Origin of the sequence: Streptomyces sp. NPDC048419 (genome assembly GCF_043200415.1) — a bacterium.
GTDB lineage: Bacteria > Actinomycetota > Actinomycetes > Streptomycetales > Streptomycetaceae > Streptomyces.
The window spans coordinates 96,137-112,710 of the sequence record NZ_JBICXT010000009.1; the positions used below are offsets into that span (position 1 = coordinate 96,137).

Annotated in this window: 18 protein-coding genes and 1 tRNA gene; 8 read left to right on the top strand and 11 right to left on the bottom strand. The window is 72.6% G+C overall.

Going from position 1 to position 16,574, the window contains the following annotated elements; translation table 11 throughout:
* Positions 1-47 precede the first annotated feature (47 nt).
* Genes ACGFYN_RS20370 through ACGFYN_RS20400 form a run of 7 tightly spaced genes read right to left on the bottom strand, consistent with a single transcriptional unit; the run spans position 48 to position 7,405 of the window.
* Positions 48-1,871 (bottom strand): ABC transporter ATP-binding protein, encoded by a 1,824-nt coding sequence (locus ACGFYN_RS20370; protein WP_393867219.1) that lies wholly within the window; start codon positions 1,869-1,871, stop codon positions 48-50.
* Position 1,872: 1 nt separating this feature from the next.
* Complete coding sequence (locus ACGFYN_RS20375) at positions 1,873-2,184, bottom strand: hypothetical protein (RefSeq protein ID WP_393867220.1); 312 nt, start codon at positions 2,182-2,184, stop codon at positions 1,873-1,875.
* A 33-nt stretch (positions 2,185-2,217) separates the two neighbouring features.
* Entirely contained in the window at positions 2,218-3,204 is a 987-nt protein-coding gene (locus ACGFYN_RS20380; protein WP_393867221.1) for a hypothetical protein, read from the bottom strand.
* Complete coding sequence (locus tag ACGFYN_RS20385; RefSeq protein WP_393867222.1) at positions 3,201-3,827, bottom strand: flavoprotein; 627 nt, start codon at positions 3,825-3,827, stop codon at positions 3,201-3,203. The genes ACGFYN_RS20380 and ACGFYN_RS20385 overlap by 4 nt, the downstream gene beginning before the upstream one ends.
* A complete protein-coding gene (locus tag ACGFYN_RS20390) occupies positions 3,820-4,812 on the bottom strand; it encodes an LLM class flavin-dependent oxidoreductase (protein WP_393867223.1) in 993 nt (330 codons plus the stop codon). The genes ACGFYN_RS20385 and ACGFYN_RS20390 overlap by 8 nt, the downstream gene beginning before the upstream one ends.
* Positions 4,809-6,116, bottom strand: a complete 1,308-nt coding sequence (locus ACGFYN_RS20395; protein WP_393867224.1) for a M16 family metallopeptidase — start codon at positions 6,114-6,116, stop codon at positions 4,809-4,811. Before ACGFYN_RS20395 ends, ACGFYN_RS20390 begins: the two co-directional genes overlap by 4 nt.
* The gene (locus ACGFYN_RS20400; RefSeq protein WP_393867225.1) at positions 6,113-7,405 is read right to left on the bottom strand and encodes a M16 family metallopeptidase; all 1,293 of its coding nucleotides are present in this window, start codon (positions 7,403-7,405) and stop codon (positions 6,113-6,115) included. The genes ACGFYN_RS20395 and ACGFYN_RS20400 overlap by 4 nt, the downstream gene beginning before the upstream one ends.
* Positions 7,406-7,571: 166 nt before the next feature.
* Between ACGFYN_RS20400 and lxmK the strand changes: the two genes are divergently transcribed.
* The 5 genes from lxmK to ACGFYN_RS20425 all read left to right on the top strand — a co-directional run bounded on the left by lxmK (position 7,572) and on the right by ACGFYN_RS20425 (position 10,732).
* On the top strand, positions 7,572-8,762 hold the full coding sequence (lxmK, locus tag ACGFYN_RS20405; RefSeq protein WP_393867226.1) for a class V lanthionine synthetase subunit LxmK: 1,191 nt from the start codon (positions 7,572-7,574) through the stop codon (positions 8,760-8,762).
* Entirely contained in the window at positions 8,759-9,742 is a 984-nt protein-coding gene (locus tag ACGFYN_RS20410) for a T3SS effector HopA1 family protein (RefSeq protein WP_393867227.1), read from the top strand. The genes lxmK and ACGFYN_RS20410 overlap by 4 nt, the downstream gene beginning before the upstream one ends.
* A gap of 5 nt (positions 9,743-9,747) precedes the next feature.
* Positions 9,748-10,074, top strand: coding sequence for a hypothetical protein (locus ACGFYN_RS20415; protein WP_393867228.1), 327 nt, complete (start codon positions 9,748-9,750; stop codon positions 10,072-10,074).
* A gap of 176 nt (positions 10,075-10,250) precedes the next feature.
* The gene (locus ACGFYN_RS20420; RefSeq protein WP_306186812.1) at positions 10,251-10,451 is read left to right on the top strand and encodes an LxmA leader domain family RiPP; all 201 of its coding nucleotides are present in this window, start codon (positions 10,251-10,253) and stop codon (positions 10,449-10,451) included.
* Between the two features lie 80 nt (positions 10,452-10,531).
* Entirely contained in the window at positions 10,532-10,732 is a 201-nt protein-coding gene (locus ACGFYN_RS20425) for an LxmA leader domain family RiPP (protein WP_306186810.1), read from the top strand.
* 160 nt (positions 10,733-10,892) lie between these two features.
* Here the strand turns inward: ACGFYN_RS20425 and ACGFYN_RS20430 are convergent, their stop codons facing one another.
* Positions 10,893-11,222, bottom strand: a complete 330-nt coding sequence (locus ACGFYN_RS20430) for a winged helix-turn-helix domain-containing protein (protein ID WP_393867229.1) — start codon at positions 11,220-11,222, stop codon at positions 10,893-10,895.
* Positions 11,219-11,662: a hypothetical protein gene (locus tag ACGFYN_RS20435; RefSeq protein WP_393867230.1), complete on the bottom strand. Its 444-nt coding sequence runs from the start codon at positions 11,660-11,662 to the stop codon at positions 11,219-11,221. Before ACGFYN_RS20435 ends, ACGFYN_RS20430 begins: the two co-directional genes overlap by 4 nt.
* 430 nt (positions 11,663-12,092) lie before the next feature.
* Between ACGFYN_RS20435 and ACGFYN_RS20440 the strand changes: the two genes are divergently transcribed.
* The 3 genes from ACGFYN_RS20440 to ACGFYN_RS20450 are packed head-to-tail and all read left to right on the top strand — an operon-like array spanning position 12,093 to position 14,714.
* Entirely contained in the window at positions 12,093-12,491 is a 399-nt protein-coding gene (locus ACGFYN_RS20440) for a transposase (protein WP_389071874.1), read from the top strand.
* Positions 12,492-12,543: 52 nt separating this feature from the next.
* Positions 12,544-13,473 (top strand): ABC transporter ATP-binding protein, encoded by a 930-nt coding sequence (locus ACGFYN_RS20445; RefSeq protein ID WP_393867231.1) that lies wholly within the window; start codon positions 12,544-12,546, stop codon positions 13,471-13,473.
* A complete protein-coding gene (locus tag ACGFYN_RS20450) occupies positions 13,470-14,714 on the top strand; it encodes an ABC transporter permease (protein ID WP_393867232.1) in 1,245 nt (414 codons plus the stop codon). Before ACGFYN_RS20445 ends, ACGFYN_RS20450 begins: the two co-directional genes overlap by 4 nt.
* A 78-nt stretch (positions 14,715-14,792) precedes the next feature.
* Here the strand turns inward: ACGFYN_RS20450 and ACGFYN_RS20455 are convergent.
* Both ACGFYN_RS20455 and ACGFYN_RS20460 read right to left on the bottom strand, forming a co-directional pair.
* A tRNA-Thr gene (locus ACGFYN_RS20455) sits at positions 14,793-14,869 on the bottom strand.
* Between the two features lie 107 nt (positions 14,870-14,976).
* Positions 14,977-16,566 carry an alpha/beta hydrolase gene (locus tag ACGFYN_RS20460; RefSeq protein ID WP_393867233.1) on the bottom strand — a complete coding sequence of 530 codons (1,590 nt, stop codon included), beginning with the start codon at positions 16,564-16,566 and terminating at the stop codon, positions 14,977-14,979.
* Positions 16,567-16,574 lie beyond the last annotated feature (8 nt).

Consider the following 16,574-nt stretch of genomic DNA (forward strand, 5'->3'; position numbering starts at 1 on the left):
CCTCACCCCATCGCGGCCGCCTGCAATTCCGGCCGCGATGCTAGCCGTTAACAGTAAGGACTTCTTGAGGACGCCGATTCGTGGACCAAATCGATCTGGGAGTCGTCGGCGGCGAGGGCCTGGGTGGTGACCAGTTCGCGGTACGGGGCGCAGCGGGCCATGAGCTCGGGGTGGGTGGCGGCGTCCAGCACGGCGCCGGCGTCGAGCATCACCACGTGGTCGGCATGGCGCACGGTGGACAGCCGGTGGGCGACGACCAGGACCGCCCGGGTGGCCGACAGTTCCTCCACCACGTGCCGGAACCGGAGTTCGTTGATGCTGTCCAGCTGCGAGGTGGGCTCGTCGAGCAGGACGATCTCCGCGTCGGTGAGCAGCGCCCTGGCCAGTGCGAGACGTTGGCGCTGGCCGCCGGACAGGTCGTTCTCGCGGCCGAGCACGGTGTCGAGCCCGTCCGGCAGTGCCGCCACGTCCTCGCGCAGCCCCACCGCGTCCAGGGCCGCCGTCAGCTCCTCCTCGGCGGGCGGCCGGTGGCGGCCGAGCTGGAGGTTGTCCCGTACGGACCCTTCCAGCAGCGTGAACTGCTGGTCGACGTAGGTGACGCGACGGCGCAGTTCGGGCAGCGGCCAGGCCCGGACGTCGTGCCCGAGCACCTCGATGCTTCCTGTGCCGGCGTGGGCGAACCGGTCGATCAGGGTCAGAGCGGTGGACTTGCCGGCGCCGGAGGGGCCGACGAGTGCGGTCAGACCGGTGCGGGGCGCGGTGAACGTCAGTCCGGCAAGGACTGGGGATGCGAGCGACCCGGCGTAGGAGAAGCCCACCTCATGGAAGGCGACTGCCGGGCGGCCGGGCAGCGGCTCGGGGACCGGCGCCCCGCTCACCGCGTCGTCGTCGCCCTCCCGGGGCAGCGCGAGCAGTTCGCTGAAGCGCGCCTTGGCGGCCAGTCCGGCCTGGAGGCGGCCGATGCCGGTGGCGACCATGGTGACCGGCGTGACGAGCTGGAGCAGATAGAGCAGGAACGCCGCGAAGTCCGGTGCGGTGAGGTGGCCGTGCGCCATTCGCGCGCCGCCGCCGACGATCACCGACACCAGGGCGATCTGCTGACCGAGCCCCATCACCGGCCCGATCAGGGACTGGAGCCGGGCCCCGGTCAGCGAGGTGCCGGTCAGCTGCGCCGCGTCGTCGCCGAGCCGTTCGGCCGACTTCCCCTCCGAGCGGTACGCCTTGATGGTCGCGAGGGCGGCGAGATGGGCCGTGAACCGCTGGGCGAGGCCTCCGATGGCCTCCTGCTGGTCGACCACGTTGCGCTTGACGCGGACGACGACGAATCCGATCGCCGCTCCGGCGACGGCGAACGCCGCCACGGCGACCAGCACCAGCATCCAGTCGAGTACGGCCATGATGGCCAGGGTGGACGCCACCGTCAGTACGGCGAGCGGCAGTTGGACCAGGCCCACGTCGATCACGGCGCGCAGCAGCAGCGCGTCCGAGGTGACCCGCGCGACCAGGTTTCCGGCACCCTGGATCCGTACGGTGCCCAGGGGCAGGGCGAGGGTGTGGGCCATGACCCGCCGGCGCAGCCGCAGCAGCATGAACTCGCCGACCCTGGCGAGCAGATAGCCCGATCCGGCGGAGGCCAGCGCGGCGCCCAGCGCCACTCCCGCCAGCTCCAGCGCCGGGACGGTGATCGACTCGTCGTGGGCGAAGGCGCCGATCACATCCTTCATGATCAGTGGCACTCCCAGCGTGCCCGCGGTGGAGGCGAGGGCGAGCAGCAGGGCCACGGCGAGCTGGAGCCGGTTTCCGTGCACGATGTCGGCGCCGAGGCGGACGGCCTGGGCGGCGGGGGCGGGCGGGGCGTCGCGTCGGGCCATGTCAGTGCTTCGCCGCCAGGGTGACCAGCTCGACCGCCTCGGCGAGACCGAGCTGCGGGGCCGCCCGGCGCAGCTCCTTGATCGCCCGGGTCGAGGTGTCCCCCGCGGTCACCCCGGCCCGCTCCAGGGCCTGGCAGGCCCAGCGGATCTTCATGTCCTCGTCGCTGCGGGCGGCGCCGTCGATCAGGGTCAGCGCCTTCCTGAGCCCCGGAGCCTCGGTGGCGTCCGCGTGTGCCAGGGCCTCCTCGACGGCGGTGCGGGCGTCGTCGAGGTCGTGCAGGACCACGAGGTTGAGGTGGCGGGTGGTGCGCATGACAGATCCTTTCGTCGGTGGTGTCGTCGTGGGTCAGCAGGTGCCGTTCAGGGCGGCGGTTCCCTCGCTGTCGACGTACGCGGGCAACGCATCGGCGTAGAGCCCGAGTTCGGAGTGCCAGCCCATGTAGGCGGCGAAGTCGTGGGCGTGCGTGACGATGCGCAGGACAGCGGCGCGGCCGGCGGCCGGCGGGTCACCGATGGCGCCGTATCCGTCGAGGAGGGCCGCCGGCAGGTCGGTCAGCAGCGGCCGGGGCCGGGCTCGCTTGCGGGTGTCCGTCATCCGCAGTTCCAGGAACTCGCCGAGCAGCCAGCCGATGTCGAACGCGGCCGGGCCTGGGGCGAGGTCCTCGCCGGTCAGCAGAGCGGCGTCGGCGGGCTCGAGACGCTCGTCGGCGACGATCACGGACCCGGTGCTCGGCGCCCCGTGCAGCAGTACGTCCCCGGGCGCCCGCTCGGCCAGTTCGGCGCACCAGGACCGTACGACCGCCCAGCGGTGCGGTCCGAAGCGGGCGCGCAGTACCCCGTGCAGCTGCGCCGCGGCGCGGGGGCCGGTGCCGGTGTCCATCCAGGCGGCGAGCCGGGCGGGTCCCGGGGGACCGGTCCGGCCGGTGATCTCGGCGGGCGGCGCGTCGCGCGGAGCGTCGTGCAGGGTGCGCAGCAGTCGACCGGTGCCGTGCAGGGCGGCGGTGAGCCGGTCGCGGCGCGCGGGCGGGAGTTCGGTCCACAGCAGTTTGGCGGCCGACTCCGCTCCGTACGCGGTGTAGAGGAGTGCGCCGGGGATCTCGTCCGGCAGGACGACCCGGATGCCTTCCGGCCGCGGCGCCGCCACCCGCAGCCGCGCCCGTGCGCCGGGACCGGTGAGTGGTACGGGCCGGTCGGCACCGGCACTGCGCACCCACAGGCATGAGCCGTCCGCCGACCGGTGCACGGCGGTGCGCTGGTAGCCGGTGGCGAAGGAGTCCACGAGGCGGGCGCCGGTGATGCCGGCCGGGAGGCCGGCGGACGTGTCCGCCGTCATGCCCGCCCCCCGCCGGGCTGTCCGGCGAGCCGGGCGCGCAGTACCTCGACGGCCGGGATCACCTCGGTGAGGGTCGCGGCGGTCATGGCGCCGGGCTCGCCCGTGGTCATACTGATGCCCTGATGGGGCGGTACGACCGTGACGTTGGCGCGTTCGGCGAGGGTGCGGGCGTGCTGCTGCCAGGCCGGGGAGGTCAGCGCCCCCGGGGGCAGTGCCGGCGCCAGGGCGATGGGCGCGGCCGTGCACTGGAGGGCGAGCAGGGTGGGTGTGTCGGCGACGCCCAGGGCGAGGCGACCGGTGAAGTGGAAGGTGGCCGGGTGCACGACGACCGTGTCGGCCCAGTGCGCCAGCTCGACGTGCGGTGCCGTGGTCTCCGGTTCGTCGCCCCACACGTCCAGTTGGGGCGGCCGGCCGCCGAACACCGACAGGGTCGTGGGCGTCACGAAGCGGGTGGCGGAGCGGGTGACGACGGTCCGTATCTCCACCTCCGGGTAGGAGGTGCGCAGCCAGTGCAGCCACATCGGCATGAACATCACGCCGAGGGCGCCGGTGCCGACGTAAAGGAGACGACGGCCGGTGAACGGCGGTGCCGCGGACGGCAGCGCGGAGGCGGCGTCATGCACGGCGGCCGTCCACGGCGGCGAGGATCTGGGTGAGGTCGGTGACGGCGGCGCCGAGTCCGTGAGCGTTGAGGACGCCGCAGACGTTGACGACGACCTCGTCGACCCCGTGCTCCCGGTACCGGTCGAGGCCGTCCGCGATCTCCTCCGGCGTCCCGGCGACGAACGTCCCGGACTCCACCAGCAGACGTGCGCCGGTCACGGGGTCCGAGGGGTACGCCGGGATGCCGGCCCGCCGCAGCATATCGGTGTAGTGGTCGGCGCTGAGATGGGCGCGGGCCGCCGCGAGCGCGACGGCGGGGATGTAGCGGCCGGGACGGTCCACCGCCGCGTGCACCACCGTCGCCACCCGCGGCACGGGCCGCCCGGACCGGGCGGCGCCCTCCTTCAGGGCGGGGGCGAGCACGTCGCGGATGTACGGCGGCGGGGTCAGCCAGGTGATGGCGACGTCGGCGACCTCCCCGGCCGCGCGGGCCATGGCGGGACGCAGCACGCCCAGGCCGTACTCGACGGGCGGCGCGTCCATGACCGGGAAGACGGCGTGGGTGCTGTGCTCGCCGGAGTCCTGGTGCACCGTCTCCCCGTCGATCAGGGCGCGCATGGTCCGCACGTACTCGCGGGCGGCCGTGACGGGCTTGGCGAGCGGGGCGGGCCGGACCGCGGACTGGAACTCCTTCGACCCCGGCCCGATGCCGGCCACGAACGGCAGTCCGGACAGCTGCGCGATGGAACGGGCCTGCACGGCGGCGTCGTAGGGATGACGCAGTGGCGACAGGGCCACCGAGGAGCCGAACGGGATGTGGACGCCCGCCCCGGCGAGCGCGGCGAACACGTGGTGCGTCTCGATGCCCAGCGACTGGCCCAGCCACAGCCGTCCGCTGCCACGACGCTCCAACAGCCGCGCGAAGGGCATGACATGACCGACCTGGGAGGCCTGGAGCGGATACACGACGCTCGTGGTGTGCGGGGAGTTCAGCTGCCGTTTCACAGGGCTGTGTCCGTCTCCGTGAGATGTGCGGTGTCACCGAGGACGACACCGTGGTAGTCGGTCGGGTCGTAGAACCGTGCGGCCGCCGCCGCGAGGTCGGCGGTGGTGACGGTGGCGAGTTCGGAGAGGAAGTGCGCGATGCGGTCCGGCTCCTGACCGAGCGTCAGGGACAGCAGCAGAGTGCTCGCCCAGGCCTGCTGGGAGGAGGTGGCCAGTGCGGTCATGCCGGTGACGTAGCGCCGGGCGGCCTCGGTCTCGGCCTGGCTCGGCGGCCGTTCGGCCATGCCGCGCAGCACGTGTCGCATCCGGCGCAGGGTGCCTGCCGCCGACGCGGTCGCGGTGTCGGCCTCCAGCGAGATGACCAGCCGGTCGAGGTGGTCGTGGAAGGCACTCTCGCAGCGGTAGGCGAGGCCGTGCCGCTCGCGGACATCGGCGACGAGCCGGGAGGAGAAGTACCCGCCGAAGACGATGTTGGCCAGGGTCAGCGCCGCGAATCCGGGCTCGGTGCGATCGAGCGCGGGCCGCACCAGCCGGATCTGCGACTGGGCGGCGCCGGCGCGGTGGATCCGCGCGACGCCCGTGCGCCCGGTCTCCGGCGTGTGCCGGAGGGGAGGCGGGGCGCCCGCGGGGCGCCACTCCCCCAGCGCCCGCGCGGCCAGGGCGGCCGCGTGCACCGGATCGAGGTCGCCGACGAGGACGAGGACCGCGCGGTCGGGACGTACGGCGTCGCGGTGCGCGGCGCGGACCTCCTCGGCGGTGACGGCGGCGAGGTCCGCCTCGTGCGGGACGTCGGTCATGCGCGGCATCGGGCCGTAGAGGTGGCCGAGGAGCGCCTCGGAGGCGAGCAGGTGCGGCTGTCGGCGGGTGGTGGCGACCTGCCGCACGGCCCGGTCCCGCGCCGCCAGCACCGCCGGGTCCGCGTGCCGGGCCTCGACCAGGCACTCACCGAGCACGCCGAGCAGGGTGGGCAGCGCGGCGGCCGGGCCTGAGCCGGAGACGCCGAGCCAGCGGGAGCTGCGGGAGGCCGACAGGACGGCGCCGTCCCTGGCCAGGCCGTCCGTGATCGACTCCCGGTCGCGCCGCGGAGTGCCGTGCAGCAGCGTCGCGGCAAGCAGTTCGTGCACGGCGGCCGTACGGAAACTGCCGGCGTCCAGCGGTACGGCCAGGCGCAGTTCGGCCATCGGGATGGACGCGTGGCGCAGCGCGACGACACGGAGCCCGCTCGGCAGCCGTACGTCCGCCGTCGGCGGCAGTACCAGCTCCGGCACGGAGCCGACGGGCGGTAGCAGTGCGGTATGGGTCATCGGGGGGCGCCTCCGCCCGGTATCAGGGACAGCACGGCACGCTCCCGCGGGCGCAGGCCCGCCGCGGCGGCCGCCACGTCCTCGGGGCTAACGGCCGCGAGGCGGTCCCCGAGGCCGTCGACGAGATCGGGGGCGCGGTAAAGCAGTTCACAGGTGCCGAGGGCGCGCGTGCGGGCGACCAGGTTGTCGAAGCCCCGCCAGGTGGCCGAGGTGATCAGGGCGCGGGAGCGGGCGAGTTCGTCCTCGCGGGGGCCCGCCGAGGCCAGGCCGGCCAGCTCGGCGTCGAGCTCTGCCAGCAGCCGGCCGGTGTCCGTCGTCCTCGGGTGGGTCACCACCAGCAGGAAGGTCTCCGGGTTCCGCGCGCGCAGCGGCCCGAACAGGCCGCAGCTCGCGCTGACGTCGGCCACCGGCACTGCCGTGCCGCCGTGCACCAGCCGGCGCTTGAGCCGGGAGGTGTCGCGGCCCGTGAGGAGTTCGGCCAGCACCATGTGCGCGAGGTAGCCCGGCAACCTGGTCTCGGCGTCCGGCATGCGGTGGCCGATCGCGGTGGCCGCGAGGGCCGCGTGCGGGTCGTGGTGGGTGGCGTGGCGGGGGCCGTCCGGCACCGGTTCGAACAGGGCCGCCGCCGGTGGCACCGGGCGTGCGGGCACCGGGCCGAAGTGACGCTCCGCCAGCTCCGCGGCGCGCTCCGGATCCACGTCCCCGCAGATGGTCAGCACCGCGTTGCCCGGGGCGTAGTAGGTGTCGAAGAACGCCTGGCACTCCTCGACGGTCGCCGCCTCGAGGTCCTCGAACGCGCCGTAGCCGTTGTGGGCGTTGGGGTGGGTCCGGTACAGGACGGCGGGCAGCACGGTCCAGGGGAAGCCGCCGTAGGGACGGTCCGTGACCGTCTGCCGGATCTCCTCCTTGACCACGGCCGTCTGGGTGCGCAGCGTCCCCTCGGTGATGCTGAGCGCCCGCATCCGGTCGGCCTCCAGGAACAGCACGCGCTCCAGGGCCTGGACGGGCACCACCTGGTAGTAGTCGGTGTGGTCCTGGTGGGTCGAGCCGTTGGCGGCGCCGCCCGACGCCTGTACGAGCCGGAAGTGGTCGGCGGGGCCGACGTGTTCGCTCCCCTGGAACATGACGTGCTCGAAGAGATGGGCGAACCCCGTTCGCCCGGGCGGCTCGGACCGGAAACCGACGTCGTAATGGACGGCGACGCCGACGGACGGAGCACCGGCCAGCGGCTGCACCACCAGGCGGAGGCCATTGGGCAGCGTCGAACGGTACAGCGAGGGTCGGGACATGCGGTCAACGTAGGCCCCGTTTCCACGCCTAAAGAAACCCGGGATTCTGGTTTCTTTCCCGACGGCCGCCCGGCCGCTGCTCAGCGCGTCACGACGGAAAGCAACGAAGAAACTTGAATTGTTTGTTTCTGGTGACCGGGAGTCCGCCTATTTACCATTCCGCCGTGTGACAGATAAATATGGAGCCGAAGTCGAGGAATCCCGACGGACGCGTGCGCGCTACGATCCGCCCACCCTGGACAACGAGCCCGGGGTGGCGGCGCTGCTCGCCTCGCTGGGCCTCGGGGCCTTCGACCCCGACGGGATCACCTCCCACGTCGGACGCAACGACAACTGGTCCGGCCCGACCACCACCGGCGCCCGCGTCTTCGTCAAACGCCTCGGCGGACCGTCCCCGGCCGACAACCGCCGCCGCTTCTCGCGGCTGCTCGCCTTCGAGACCCTCGCCGCCCACTCCGCCGAGGGCGTGCTGCGCGGGCCGCGGTTCCTCGGCCACGACGACGAGGAGCTGCTCGTCGCCTTCGAGCTTCTCGACGACGCGCGATCCGGCGCCGAACTCGCTGCCGACGATGACTTCGACGACGAGCTGTGCCGCGTCGCGGGCCGCATCACCGGCGCCCTGCACGAACTGCCCGCGGACGCCGGGCTGCTGGACGCCACGCCGCATCCGCTGCCGGCCACCGACAAGCTGCGCGCCCTGCCGCTGCCCGCCTTCACCGGCGCCACTTTCGGCGAACTGGAGACCTGGCGGCTGCTCCAGGCGGACGCGGAGCTGCTGGAGGCGCTGGCCCGGCTGCGGCGGCAGGAGCAGGCGCTGGCCGACACGCGCCCGATCCACGGCGACCTGCGCCTGGACCAGTTCCTGTGGACGCCCGAGCGGCTGCACCTCACCGACTGGGAGGAGTTCCGCCTCGGCGACCCGGCTCGCGACGTCGGCGCGTTCGTCGGGGAGTGGCTCTACTTCGCCGTACGGGGCATCCCGAAGGCGATAGGCGGCGAGCCGGACTTCACCTTCGGCCACGAAACCACGCACGACGAGATCCTGGCCTTCGGCGTCCGCGAACTGGACCGGCTGCGGCCCCGGATGGCCGCCTTCTGGGATGGCTACCGCAGCGTCCGCCCCACCGTCGACGAGGGACTGCGTGCGCGGGCCGCCGCCTTCGCCGGCTGGCACATGTTCGACCGGATGTTCGCCACCGCCATGGTGGGCGGGCGGGTGCAGGCCGCCGACCGCGCCTGCGCCGGCATCGGCCGCACCGTGCTGCTGGCCCCGGACGGCTTCACCGACACCCTCGGGCTGACCGAGCACCCGGCCGCCCCGGCCGCCGCAACCCCCGGACCTGGAGAGATGCGTTGATCACCACCGCCGACACCCTTCCGCAGGCCCTGGCGCAGGCGGTCCGGGACATCGACGTCGCCCCCGACGGGCTGTCCGCCACGCTCGGCGCGGAACACCTGGAGGCCGACTCACCGCACAAGCTGGCCCAGCAACTCGGCTCCGCCGTCTACCAGATGGTGCACGTCGGCCGCGACAAGCCGGAGACGAGCCGCCCGCGCACCCTGCGCGACACGGACTTCGACCGCGCGCTGACCGAGGCCATGCCGCACACGGTCACCACCGCGCGGGCGGTCGTGCACGAACGGACGGCGGACGGCACGCTGCTGGCCGTCGTCGAGGGCGTACGGGTGCTGCTGCCCGCGGACGCGCCGGCCGGCCCCGTCCCCGACGTCCTGCCCGCCCAGGTCGCGGTACGGCTGCCGGCCGCGCGGCCGGCGCTGTCCACCGGGTTCTTCCTGGCCGACGGCTCCGCGGGAACCGGTGTGGGCTCGGGCCCGCAGACGCTGCGTGTGTACGTCCACGTGGCCGGGCCCGAGGTGGCGCCCGGCGTGTGGCACGCGGTGCTGACCTATCTGGAGGAGGCCGGGGTGCCGTACCGCGCCAAGATCACCTCCTCGCCGCGCCTGTTCCCGCGCCGGGACGCGCTCGTGGTCTACCTCGGCCCGCAGGGCCGGCACGCGGTGCCGGGACTCGCCGCCCACGCGACCGGGCTGCCCGGCCTCGGGACCGACGTCTCGCCCTTCGCCCACCGTCTGGCGCCCGGCGTCGCTCTTGCCTGGGAGCCGGACGACGGGCGCCCCGGCATGCGGTCGCTCAGTTTCGGCGAGCACCGCAGCGGCGCGCTGGCCGAGGCGCTGGTCAAGCACGCGGTGCGCACCGACGGAGTGAGCCTGTCCGCCACCGTCGAGGAGGCGTTCATGGACGCGGGCATCGACCCCCTGGCCCCCGCCCGCAACCTCGGCTCCCCGCCTCTGCCGGGTGCCGGGCCGGCGCTGTAACCAGCGTGGCACTCCCGGAAGACGGCACGGCACACCGCTGCACGCCGCCTGCCGGCGTCCGCACCCGGGCCGTCCTGCTGCTCCTCAACGGCGCCGAGCCGGCCCTGGCGCTCTGCCGGCGGCTGCGGGTGTGCCCCGGCTGCCTCGACGACTGGTGCTCCACGTTCCTCGCCCACGGCGTGCGCGCCCTGACAGGTGGTGCGACGGGCGGGGACGCCGCGGACGTCATGGCCGAGGACGTCGCGGAGTTGCGCAGGGTCCTGCGCGAGGCCCGCGAGGAGTGGGAGCTGTGGGAACGGCTGGCCGCCGTCTCCGAGCCGCGCGACCGGTGACGTCTTTTCTTTGCTCCCGCCGACATTTGCGCAGCTCACAGGCCACACGCCAGAAAGTTGACGGTAATTTTCGGCCCCCTGCGGACGGGTGGGCCGTGCTGGAATCGAACTGCCGGACGAGGGGCGGGGGTTCACCCCGGAAGGCTCGTCCGGCCCGTACCGAGAGGGGAATTCACATGAACACCGCCGACCAGCTGATCGCCGGCTACACCGCCTACACCGACGCCGCCGACTTCGGCGCCACCGCGGGCGGCCAGGCCCCGGCCACGACGCCGTCGATCCTCAGCGTCGTCGCAGAGTCGAGTGCCGCGTGCGGCGGTGCCGTGAGCGCGGTCTCCGCCGCGTCCGTCGGCTTCACCGCGCACTGGGGCTGCTGACAGCCGACCGGCGCGCCGCGCCCGGGACGGCCGACCGGCGTCCCGACCCTTCATCGACCCAACTCCCGGAAGGACCTTCCATGAACACCGCTGACCAGCTCATCGCCGGCTACACCGCCTACACCGACGCCGCCGACTTCGGTGCCACCGCCGCAGGCGAGGCCCCGGCGACCACGCCGTCCATCATCACCGCGTCCTCGCCCGAGTGCGGCGCGTTCACCATCAGCGCCGCCAGCGGCGTCCTGACCAGCGTCTCGATCACGCACGGCGCCGGCTGCTGATCTCGCTGCCGTAAACGGTTCGCCAGACGTGGGGTGCTGCCGCCGGGCATGCGGCAGCACCCCACGCGTCGTGCGGGCTCCTCGCCCGGCCGCCGTACCTGACCATGGACTCCCGGGTCCATGGGCAGGTACGGCGGCCTCGCGCGTTCCCGGGCACCTGTCAGGTCCGGTTCTGCACACCCTGGCTCTGGGCCTGCTCGGCGATCTGCTGGAGTGCCTTGAGGTGGGCGGCGAGCCGGGCGCGGCCGTCGGCGGTGAGCGACAGCCAGGTGCGCGGCCGCTTGCCGACGAAGCCCTTGCGGGCCTTGACGTATTCGGCGGCCTCCAGCGCTGAGACGGTCTTGCTCAGGGCGGAGTCCGACATCTCCAGACCGTCGCGCACCGTCTTGAAGTCGGCTTCCGCGCATCCGGACAGGAACGCGACGACGGCCAGCCGGGTGGGGTGCTGGATGGCGGCGTCCAGCTGCGGGGCGACGTCCCGGACGGTCATGCCCGCCGCCCCGTACGGGCCTGTGCGAGCTGGATCCAGGTCAGTGCGCCCAGGCCGAGGCCGAACACGGCGAGGAACCCGGGAAAGCCGAGGAACACGGCCGCCGCACCCGCGGCCGCCAGAGGGATCAGCAGCGCCGACTGCCGCAGCGCCCGGGTCCGGGTGTCCCCGGCCGGCCACAGGGCCACGCCGCCCGCCCGGCTGGACGCCACGTGCAGCACGAGGAAGGCGAGCAGAGAGCCGAATCCGGCCACGAGGTACCCCCAGGCGCCGGGGTGGGCGTCGAACAGGGCGAGGCCGCCGAACCCGGCGGCGAACAGCAGCCCGGCGGCGGGCGGATGCCACACGGGTACGCGCCGCGCGGCGCGAGCGGCCGAGAACGCACTGCGTGCGGCGGTGAGAGCGGCGTCCGCCCCGGTGGGCGAGAGTGGATCGGTCATGGTGACACCCTGGCATCTACTTTCCCGGTTGGCAAGTACTTGCGTGATGCTGGGGCTCGCTTGTCAAGCCTGGCCGATGTCCATAGGCTGAGATCTGGCCGCGGCCTGACCAGCCGAGCCCATTCACATCTCACCGAGCCCTTTCCAAGGGCTCGTCCAGCCCGTCAGGGCCGAATGAACGGGGGTTCATCATTTATTTCGTCATGCCGTCACCGCCACCGCGGGACTGAGCCGACTCCTTTACGCGTCCTTTGCGTGACCGCTCATTGCTGTCGCGCAAAAAAGTGCTGCCCGAATAGAATTCGAGGCGAACTTCTCACGCGTTTCTCTTACCTCACATTTTCCTCAACTCTCTTCCTTTCGCAGACCGACTGCGACCAAGGTCGAGTGACCGGAACTTCTGAAATTCCGTCCGAAGGGAATCAGAATCGTGGCGCGCCCGCCCGTCATGCCTCCAGAAGAAAAAGCCAAGCTCGTACTCGGTGTTCTCTCGGGAAAACTCACGGTCTCCCAGGCCGCCCGCGAGGCCGGCGTCTCCGAACAGGCCATCGGCAACTGGAAACGCCAGTTCATCGCGGCAGGCAGCCAGGGCCTGGAGGGCGGTGACCGGCTCAGCAGCGAGCGCGAGCGCAAGCTCCGCGCCCAGATCACCGAGCTCAAGACCGCGCTCGGTGAGGTGTACGTCCAACTCCGCGCCCGGCGGCAGACGGTGGACTTTCACGCGGTCCCTTCACAGACCTCGAAACCGTACGGCGTGAATGCGGGCTCAGCGTTTCGAGGTTCTGCAGCCTCCTCGGGATACCGCGAAGCACTTACGCGCGTCGACTGACGTCCCGGGACGGCTGAGACACGCGGCACACGACACCTGCGGAGAGCGGATCATGCACGACACATCAGGCCTCGCCGTACGGGCCCTGACGAAACGTTACGGGGACCATCGGGCGCTCGACGAGATGTCCTTCGAGGTGAGACCGGGAGAGGTCTTCGGGTTCGTCGGCAGCAACGGCGCGGGCAAGACCACCACGATGCGCATCGCGGTCGGCGTCCTGGACAGCGACGGTGGCGAGGTGCACTTCAAAGGCAGGCCCGTGGACGCCGCCTCCCGCGCCCGCTTCGGCTACATGCCGGAGGAGCGCGGGCTGTATCCGAAGATGACTGTGGCGAGGCAACTCACCTATCTGGCACGGCTGCACGGCCTCTCCCGCACGGACGCCGCCGACGCCATGCGCACATGGACCGAGCGGCTCGACGTGGCCCAGCACCGCGACCATCAGGTGGACTCCCTCAGCCTCGGCAACCAGCAGCGCGTCCAGCTGGCCGCCGCCCTCGTCCACGATCCGCGGGTGCTGCTGCTGGACGAGCCGTTCTCCGGCCTGGACCCACTGGCCGTGGACACCATGAGCGCCGTACTGCGCGAGCGCGCCGAGCAGGGCGCCCCGGTCCTCTTCTCCAGCCACCAACTCGACCTGGTGGAGCGGCTGTGCGACCGCATCGGCATCGTCCGGTCCGGCTCGATGGTGGCCTGCGGATCGGCCGGCGAACTGCGCGCCGGCGGCGGCGAGGACCTGTACATCGAGATCGAGGGCGCACCGCGCGACTGGGCCCGGGCGCTGCGCGGCATCGACTCCTTCCGCGACCAGGGGCACGGCACCCTGGTCCGGGTCGCGGACGACTGCGACGAAGGCGAACTCCTGCGGCACGTCGCCTCCCTGGGCAGGCTGCGCACCTTCCGGCGCCAACAGGCCACGCTCACCGAGCTGTTCCGCACGTACATGACCGACGCCGACGGGTCCACGGAGGCCGCCGCATGAGCCTTCTCGCCAAGGCCGGATCCGACTCACCGAGCGCCGGGACCGGCGCGTCCGCGAGGGCGGCCGTATGGCTGGTGCTGAAGCGTGAGACGGCCGCCCGGATCGCCAACCGCGCCTACGTCATCGGTACGTTGCTCAACGTCGCGGTGATCCTGGGCCTGCTGTACTTCTTCGCACCGTCCCCGTCCGACGGGCACCGCACCACCGCGACCGTTGCGGTCACCGGCGTACCGGTCACGGCGGTCGCCCCGCAGCCCTCCGGAGCATCCGACGTGGGCGCCACCCGATGGCGGGCGGCCGGCAGCGAGGACGCGGCACGCCACCAGGTCACCGGTAAGAAGGCCGACGCCGGCCTGCTGGTGCGCGGATCACGGGTGACGATGCTGGTCCGGGCCGACACCCCGCCACAGATCCGCGCCACGGTCGTGGCCGCCGTACGGCAGTGGGCGACAACCCGTGCGCTGCACGACCAGAACGTCGACATGGACCGCCTGGGACGCACGGTCACCGCGGCCCTTCCCCGAACCGAGACGGTCGGCGGGCCCGGGCACGCCGGAGCCGGCCAGGGCGCGGGCCTGGGCGCCGCGGTCGGCATTGTGACGATCCTGTTCTTCCAGCTCTTCGGCTACGGGATGATGGTCGCCCAGGGGGTGGTGGAGGAGAAGTCCACCCGCGTCGTCGAGGTGCTGCTGGCCACCCTCACCCCGCTGCGGCTGATGATCGGCAAGGTCGCCGGCATCGGTCTGGCGGCGGTGCTGCAGACCGCCGTGTTCGGGGTCGCGGCCGTGGTGGCCGTGCAGTTCGGCCATGTGCTGCCCGCGCAGTTCCCGGCCACGCCCGCGACGCTCGCCGCACTCGCCTGGTTCGTCCTGGGCTTCGCCTTCTTCGCGTTCGTCTTCGCCGCGGCGGGCTCCCTGGTCTCCCGCGCAGAGGACGTGTCGTCGGCGGTCATGCCGGTCCTCATGAGCACCCTGCTCCCCTTCGGTGTGGCCGTCGCCGCCGCACAGGACCTGGACGCCACCTGGGTCCATGTCGTGCAGTACATCCCCCCGTTCTCGATGCTGATCATGCCGCTTCAGGTCAGCGTCCACGAGGCAGGCTGGCTGCCCAATCTCGCGGCGGCCCTCCTGATGACGGCCGCGGCAGCCGGCCTCGCGGTCCTCTCCGCACGCGTCTACCGACGCTCGATCCTGCGCATGGGCACGGCGGTGCGCTGGCGGGAGGCGATGGCACGGGCGTGACGGTCGGACGAGCGGCCGCGGCCCGAGCACGACGGCACGCGAAACCCCCGGTCGCGAAGATCCGACCGGGGGTTTTGGTGGAGCCGCCTTCGGGATTCGAACCCGAGACCTACGCATTACGAGTGCGTTGCTCTGGCCATCTGAGCTAAGGCGGCGCGCTGTCCGCACTATGGTGCGATCAGCAACGTCGGTAAGTCTACACAGTTTCGGGGGGTGCTCCGTACCGGCCCCGGGCCGGGTGGCCGCGGGGCCGCAGGTGGCGCTATGAGCAGCGCTTTCCCTTGGTGGGAGGGGTGCCGCGGAGCAGGTAGGTGTCGATCGCGGAGTCGATGCAGTTGCTGCCGCGGCCGTAGGCGGTGTGGCCGTCGCCGACGTAGGTCAGGAGCCGAGCCGAGGTGAGCTGGCGGGACAGGGACTGGGCCCAGCGGTACGGCGTCGCCGGGTCGCGGGTGGTGCCGACGACGACGATCGGGGCGGCGCCCTTCGCCTCGATGCGGTGCGGCGCCCCAGTCGGCTTCACCGGCCAGTAGGCGCAGTTCAGGGAGGCCCAGGCGAGGCCCTCGCCGAAGACCGGGGACGCCTTCTCGAAGGCCGGCAGCGCCTTCTGCACATCGCCGGGACCGGTGAAGGCGCCGGGGAGGTCCAGGCAGTTCACGGCGGCGTTGGCGGCCATCAGGTTCGAGTAACGGCCGCCAGCGTCGCGCTCGTAGTAGCTGTCGGAGAGGACGAGCAGGCCGGCGCCGTCGTGCTCCTTCATCGCCGACGTCAGCCCCTCACGGAGCTGCCCCCACGAGCTCTCGTCGTACATGGCCGCGATCACGCCGGTGGTGGCGAGCGCCTCGCCGAGCTTGCGGCCGTCGGCGTCACCGGCGGGGATGGGCTGCGCGTCCAGCTTCTTGAAGAAGGCGCTGAGGTTCCTGCCGACCTGCGCGGGCGAGGTGCCCTTGTGGCCGAGCGGACAGTCCGACTGCCGCACGCAGTCCTTCGCGAAGGACTGGAACGCGGTCTCGAACCCCGCCGTCTGGTCCAGGTTCATCCGGCGCGAGGTCAGGGTGGGGTCCATCGCGCCGTCCAGGACCATGCGCCCCACCCGGTTCGGGAAGAGCCCGGCGTACGTCGCGCCGAGGAACGTCCCGTACGACGCCCCCACGTACGTCAGCTTCGCGTCGCCCAGCGCGGAGCGCAGGATGTCCATGTCGCGGGCCGCCTCGACGGTGGAGACGTGTTGCAGCAGCTTCCCCGAGCGCGTCCCGCAGCCGTTCGCGAACTTCTTGTCCGCCGCGACGAGTTGACTCGTCTCCTTGCTGTCGTCGGGCGTGTTGTCCGTCTGCGTGTACGCGTCCATCTGGCGGCCGTCGAGGCATTCGACGGGCTCGCTGCGGGCGACGCCGCGCGGATCGACCGCGACCATGTCGTAGCGGGAGCGGACGCTCGCCGGGTAGCCGATGCCGGCGTACTGCTGGAGGTACCCGACCGCCGAGCCGCCCGGCCCGCCCGGGTTCACGAGCAGCGAACCGAGCGGCTTGCCCTTGCCGGTGGCCTTCTTGCGGGCCACGGCGAGCCGCACGTCGCCGGCGCCCGGCCTGGCGTAGTCCAGCGGCGCCTTCATCGTGGCGCACTGGAAGCCCGGGACTCCGCAGCTGCGCCAGCTCAGCTTCTGTCCGTAGTACGGCGTCAGGGCGGACGGCGTCGCCTGCGGCAGTGCGGCCAGCGCCGCCTGTGCCGCGTGGTCACCGGTTCCGGTTTCCGCGCTGCCGCCGGAGGAGCAGGCGGAGACGAGCAGCGCGGCGGCCGCGAGAAGGGCGGCGACGGTGCGGGGCCGACAAGGACGGGAGCTGCGCCTGAGGTACATCTGGCGAG